Origin of the sequence: Acinetobacter sp. SWAC5 (assembly GCF_003419885.1) — a bacterium.
In the GTDB taxonomy this organism is placed as follows: domain Bacteria; phylum Pseudomonadota; class Gammaproteobacteria; order Pseudomonadales; family Moraxellaceae; genus Acinetobacter; species Acinetobacter cumulans.
This window is the reverse complement of record NZ_QUWR01000053.1, coordinates 1-4,354: the sequence shown is the minus strand read 5'-3', so window position 1 is coordinate 4,354 and position 4,354 is coordinate 1. Positions and strand designations below refer to the sequence as shown.

Here is a 4,354-nt window from a genome sequence, read left to right as displayed (position 1 = left end):
TTGGGTTATGTATCGCCTTTTGAGTTTGAAGCAATGTACTATGATAAGATTAACCCGTTAGGTCACGTGGCCTAACTTAAATAAAAATGTCTCCGACAAACCCGGTACGGTTCAAACTGCTGGCCACGATTATTACTACAGGTATACATCTTCATTTTTCCATTATAAATATCTAGACATTTACCACTATCTTGACTACGAATACGATAACCATCAAAAAACCATTTTTGATTGGCTTGGTTATTACACTGATATGCAATAACCTGAGCGCCATCATTTTTATTTGCTCCAGATACGTCTAAGCATTTTCCTTGCACAGTTATGCTTTTATCTTGATTGTAATTAAATTTTTGATGGGACGTACTTTGACAACGTGATGCCAAAAGTTCTTTTTGATTGAAGGGGCTCAATTCGACACAACGATTATCATGAGTACGAATTTGCAATGTTCTTAAACTATTAAGAGCAGGTATCGATGGGTTATCTATAGTAGTAGTTATTTCTTTATTTACAACTACTGGTACAGGAGATTCAACAACGATACATGCAGTTAAAAGTACACTTGAACTAACTAGAAGTATAAATTTTAACATTTTATTTAAAATATAAATTAAAGATAACATATAATATAATTCAAAATTGTGTATTAATAATGAATTAATAGATCTCTTTCATAACTCATTTTTCATTCAATTCTAAGTTGTAAATTCCAGCAATTAAATTGAATCTTAAACCGAGCCTTTTCCCTTTATGGGATGAATCGACAAAGTATTTATAAGCGTATTCCCGTGCCGGAGCAGGTTGAACAGGAACCGGAGAAAAGGGGCTTTTGGAGCCGTTTTTTTAGACCCTATGATTAACCACGATTGTTTAACTGATATGAACAAAGTCGTGAAACTTTGATTAAATAACAATCGTGGAACGTGAAAAATCATAAAAAAAGCCCAACTTGGGGAAGATGGGCTATAAACTTTGAAATAAGTGTATGAATTTAAAGGTTAATTATAACGCATTTCGTATAAGGTGTATTATGTTAATTTTAGCTTTTCTCTATAATTACTATCTTAAGGCCCACTACCAAATTCTGTAATTAGCCAATCAGATTGAGGAGATTGTTTCACAAGAGTAATAAATAAAATATAGTCACCTACTGGACTACCAGCATCATCTATATGGACGACTTTAACTTTTACCATCACTGAAATAATTTTATAAAATTCTTGATAATACTCAGGTCTACTTTCCGCTGAATCATAATTAATCCTTACTACTTCTAAAATTTTTGAGTCTTTGAAAGAGAGAAACCTTTCAGAACTTTTTAAATCTTCATGTAATCGCGCATCTGGCCAAACATATTTGATTGCTGATTCTAGATCATGTTTAGCAAGTGAATTAAAGAAAAGTATTGTTGTCTGTGTTGCCATCTCTTTATCATGATTTAATTTCTGTTTGTATGAATTAATGATTAGAAGTAGACATAGACCTACAAGTAAAATTCCTAATTTTATAAATATTTTAGACATTATAATTTCACTTTTATCTTTCGAAAAAACGCATAACTGACTAAAAGACACATAAGCCAAAATAAATAATCAAGAATAAAATATAAAAAAATGAATTGATCTATTCCTATAATAATATTTAAAGGATCTAGCGCTATACTACCGCCTGGAGATATTTCACCATCTACTAAAAACTGTAATGGAAATCCTCCTCCTATAACTTCAACTTTTCCAAGCTTGTCTACAACTATCCGGTCTATCAATGTATATTTCTGATGAAACAAAGACAAATAAGTCAAAACAAAAGCTAATATATTGAAATATATTATTTTTTTCTTTAATAATTCTTTAACTTTAAAATCAGTTAAAAATAACCAATAAGACAAGCCTGGAATTAGAGCCATAAAGATAGTCCAAGTGTCGGTATACATCTTCCACCATTCTTTCGAAACTTCTCCTGTATGGCTCCATCCAAAAAGAACAAAAAATGGCATAGCAATAATTAAAGAGCTAATACAGATAGTTAGCAAATTAAGAATACTATAACGATTTAAAAGAATTGAGACCATAAAGCTAAAAGGTACTGTCAAAATACTATAAGCTAAGTAAACAAGACCATGCCCTGCAAAAACCACAAAAATTGAATATAGACTATATTCACGATTCATTATGATAAATAGCAATGCTGTGAAAAAAAGTAGTGGTAAAGGAGCAAGTAATAGGGCTTTTACTATTTTTTCTTTTGAGTATTTCATTAACTTAATTCTCTTATTTACTCAATAATTATTACACTATATCAACTCTTGGAAAAAGCGTTGAATGAGCCTATTTAATTGGTGAATAATATAATTTAAAGTTTCTTTGATGCTTTTTCTATTGATGTAACAACATTCTTATTTAAAAACGTAGGTAATATGAAAAATAATAGTAAGTTGATTTATTTAGTTATTACGGCAATCGTAGTAGCTTTTATTGGATTTTTTATTTTTGCCAAAAAAAGTGATGATGTACATAGTAAAGAGCTGATGGAAACTCAAGAAAAGATCAGTTCCAACCGTAATACTCTTAATGCTAATGACGGTATCACTAACAATGCGCCCAATCTCCCTCATGGAATGCCTCCTAAATGGGTAAAAAGTACGATTGCTATTAATGATAGCCCTACATATTCACGAGAAGATAAAATCCATAAGCTAGTTGATTTGTTGAAACAAAATGAATCGAACCCTGATGCATTAAGTGTAATTCTTGTATCCCTAACGAATTTAGACCCAATTGAAGCAGCAGACGATATTATTCCTTATTTAAAGGATACGAACCCAAACGTTCAAATTTTGGCTCTGGGTGCTCTTAATAATGCTTCGCTACTCACTCAGAAAGAACATGAGATTAAAGGTTCACTGCCAGAGAATGAAGCTGTTCGTAAACGGATTATTGAAGCCGTTAATGAGCTTAAAGTAGATCCAAATACGTCAGATGAAGTAAAGAAAGTATTAATTGCCACTTTCCCATAGATAAATCCTTCTTTAAAAGGCAAATAACAAATGATTTTATAGAGCATTCTTAATTCACTATTCAGCGGAAAAACATACCCACTTAACATAATGGGTGTTATACGAATTTCCTCCCAAAAAATTATAAATTAATAAATATTAAATACTTATAAAATCTGTTACTATTGTAAATAATTCTTGTTTACCTTGATAAAATGAAAGAAAAACTCCGCTGGATCATTCTTGTTGTAAGTTTAGCTTTTTTATATGGGATTGCTTACTTTATATTTATCAATACTTCTACGGGCAAGCCAATCTTTGGGATAATACCCGAATTTTTGGCATATATAGTTCCTACATACTTTATTACGAGCATTCTGATTGAAGTTTTACTCAATGATATACCTAAGAACAATATAAAATTAATGCTTGGCAAAGCACTCATACTTTTGCTTTCTTTTTTAGTATTTACAGTAATTTATTGGCTATTTTTCAAAAATATCATTATTGCTAATGAGTTAGAAAACTCATTTATAGGAAAAAATGCACATTTCATTTTTATTTGGCTGATGATTTTTTTTGGTATCAAATTTTCCAATAAATTGTATTCCAAATGAATAATATGGATTTACTATGAATCATTCATCAATAAATACTCAAAATACCCCCTTAATTAAATCTTGGTTTGGTTTTTTCATGGGTGCAATTTCTGTTGGGATTAGTTTATTGGAACTGTCTGAAAGTCTTACTTTAACGGGAATTTTAAGTACTCTAGGTTTTCTATGTCTTTGGTATTCTTGGAGCCAAATGACACATTGGAGTGGCTTTGTTGCACAAAGATTTGAAATGCAAAGCGCCCCTAATTGAGCCAAATTTAAGGCGTAACTTGGGTAAGTGGTCGACCTAATTCCGTAAATCTGTTAAGAACTGCTACACGTGCATGGATCTCATTCACTTGGCTATCAAAACTCCTTGCACTGAGTTTATCTCCTAATAATTTGATGCAATGCATCTTAGTTTCAACCAAACTTCGACGATGATAGCCTGACCATTTTTTCCATAGTGTCCTGCCTAAACGTTTAATTGTTCGAAGTAATTCATTTCGCTCTAGCGAGCTACTCTTTGTATCTTTCCATGGTTTCGCATTTTTTCTAGGTGGAATCACCGCATGCGCTTGCCGATCTGCAATGACCTGACGGCATTGCTTGGTGTCATAAGCTCCATCGGTATAAACAGAGTTAATCTGCTCATCTTGTGGAATCTGATTAAGTAAATCACCAAGCACCTGTGAATCACTGACATTATTGGTTGTAAGCTGAACTGCTCGTATTTGTAGGGTTTTAGCATCTATACCAATAT

At 31.9% G+C, this 4,354-nt stretch carries 6 protein-coding genes and 4 pseudogenes; 5 read left to right on the top strand and 5 right to left on the bottom strand.

Going from position 1 to position 4,354, the window contains the following annotated elements:
• Nucleotides 1–75 (top strand): annotated as a pseudogene (locus tag DYI81_RS17615) (type II toxin-antitoxin system HipA family toxin); the annotation flags it as partial.
• On the opposite strand, the gene DYI81_RS17610 reads toward DYI81_RS17615, so the two are convergent.
• Nucleotides 72–623 (bottom strand): ricin-type beta-trefoil lectin domain protein, encoded by a 552-nt coding sequence (locus tag DYI81_RS17610; RefSeq protein WP_240627453.1) that lies wholly within the window; start codon nucleotides 621–623, stop codon nucleotides 72–74. The pseudogene DYI81_RS17615 and the gene DYI81_RS17610 overlap by 4 nt on opposite strands.
• Before the next feature lie 153 nt (nucleotides 624–776).
• On the opposite strand from DYI81_RS17610, the pseudogene DYI81_RS18185 reads away from it, so the two are divergent.
• A pseudogene (locus tag DYI81_RS18185) lies at nucleotides 777–860 on the top strand (DNA-binding protein); the annotation flags it as partial.
• 204 nt (nucleotides 861–1,064) lie between these two features.
• Here the strand turns inward: DYI81_RS18185 and DYI81_RS17605 are convergent.
• The 3 genes and pseudogenes from DYI81_RS17605 to DYI81_RS18175 form a co-directional block, all read right to left on the bottom strand.
• Nucleotides 1,065–1,523, bottom strand: coding sequence for a hypothetical protein (locus DYI81_RS17605; RefSeq protein ID WP_005804943.1), 459 nt, complete (start codon nucleotides 1,521–1,523; stop codon nucleotides 1,065–1,067).
• A complete protein-coding gene (locus DYI81_RS18180) occupies nucleotides 1,523–1,816 on the bottom strand; it encodes a hypothetical protein (RefSeq protein WP_227504502.1) in 294 nt (97 codons plus the stop codon). The genes DYI81_RS17605 and DYI81_RS18180 overlap by 1 nt, the downstream gene beginning before the upstream one ends.
• Before the next feature lie 51 nt (nucleotides 1,817–1,867).
• Nucleotides 1,868–2,257: pseudogene (locus DYI81_RS18175) on the bottom strand (hypothetical protein); the annotation flags it as partial.
• 159 nt (nucleotides 2,258–2,416) lie between these two features.
• Here DYI81_RS18175 and DYI81_RS17595 point away from each other — a divergent pair.
• From DYI81_RS17595 to DYI81_RS18005, 3 genes are all read left to right on the top strand, one after another.
• Nucleotides 2,417–3,016 carry a HEAT repeat domain-containing protein gene (locus tag DYI81_RS17595; protein WP_117008188.1) on the top strand — a complete coding sequence of 200 codons (600 nt, stop codon included), beginning with the start codon at nucleotides 2,417–2,419 and terminating at the stop codon, nucleotides 3,014–3,016.
• A gap of 194 nt (nucleotides 3,017–3,210) precedes the next feature.
• Nucleotides 3,211–3,612: a hypothetical protein gene (locus tag DYI81_RS17590; RefSeq protein ID WP_039254960.1), complete on the top strand. Its 402-nt coding sequence runs from the start codon at nucleotides 3,211–3,213 to the stop codon at nucleotides 3,610–3,612.
• A 16-nt stretch (nucleotides 3,613–3,628) separates the two neighbouring features.
• Nucleotides 3,629–3,862, top strand: coding sequence for a hypothetical protein (locus DYI81_RS18005; protein WP_171356382.1), 234 nt, complete (start codon nucleotides 3,629–3,631; stop codon nucleotides 3,860–3,862).
• A gap of 7 nt (nucleotides 3,863–3,869) precedes the next feature.
• Here the strand turns inward: DYI81_RS18005 and DYI81_RS17580 are convergent.
• A pseudogene (locus tag DYI81_RS17580) lies at nucleotides 3,870–4,354 on the bottom strand (IS5-like element ISAba12 family transposase); the annotation flags it as partial.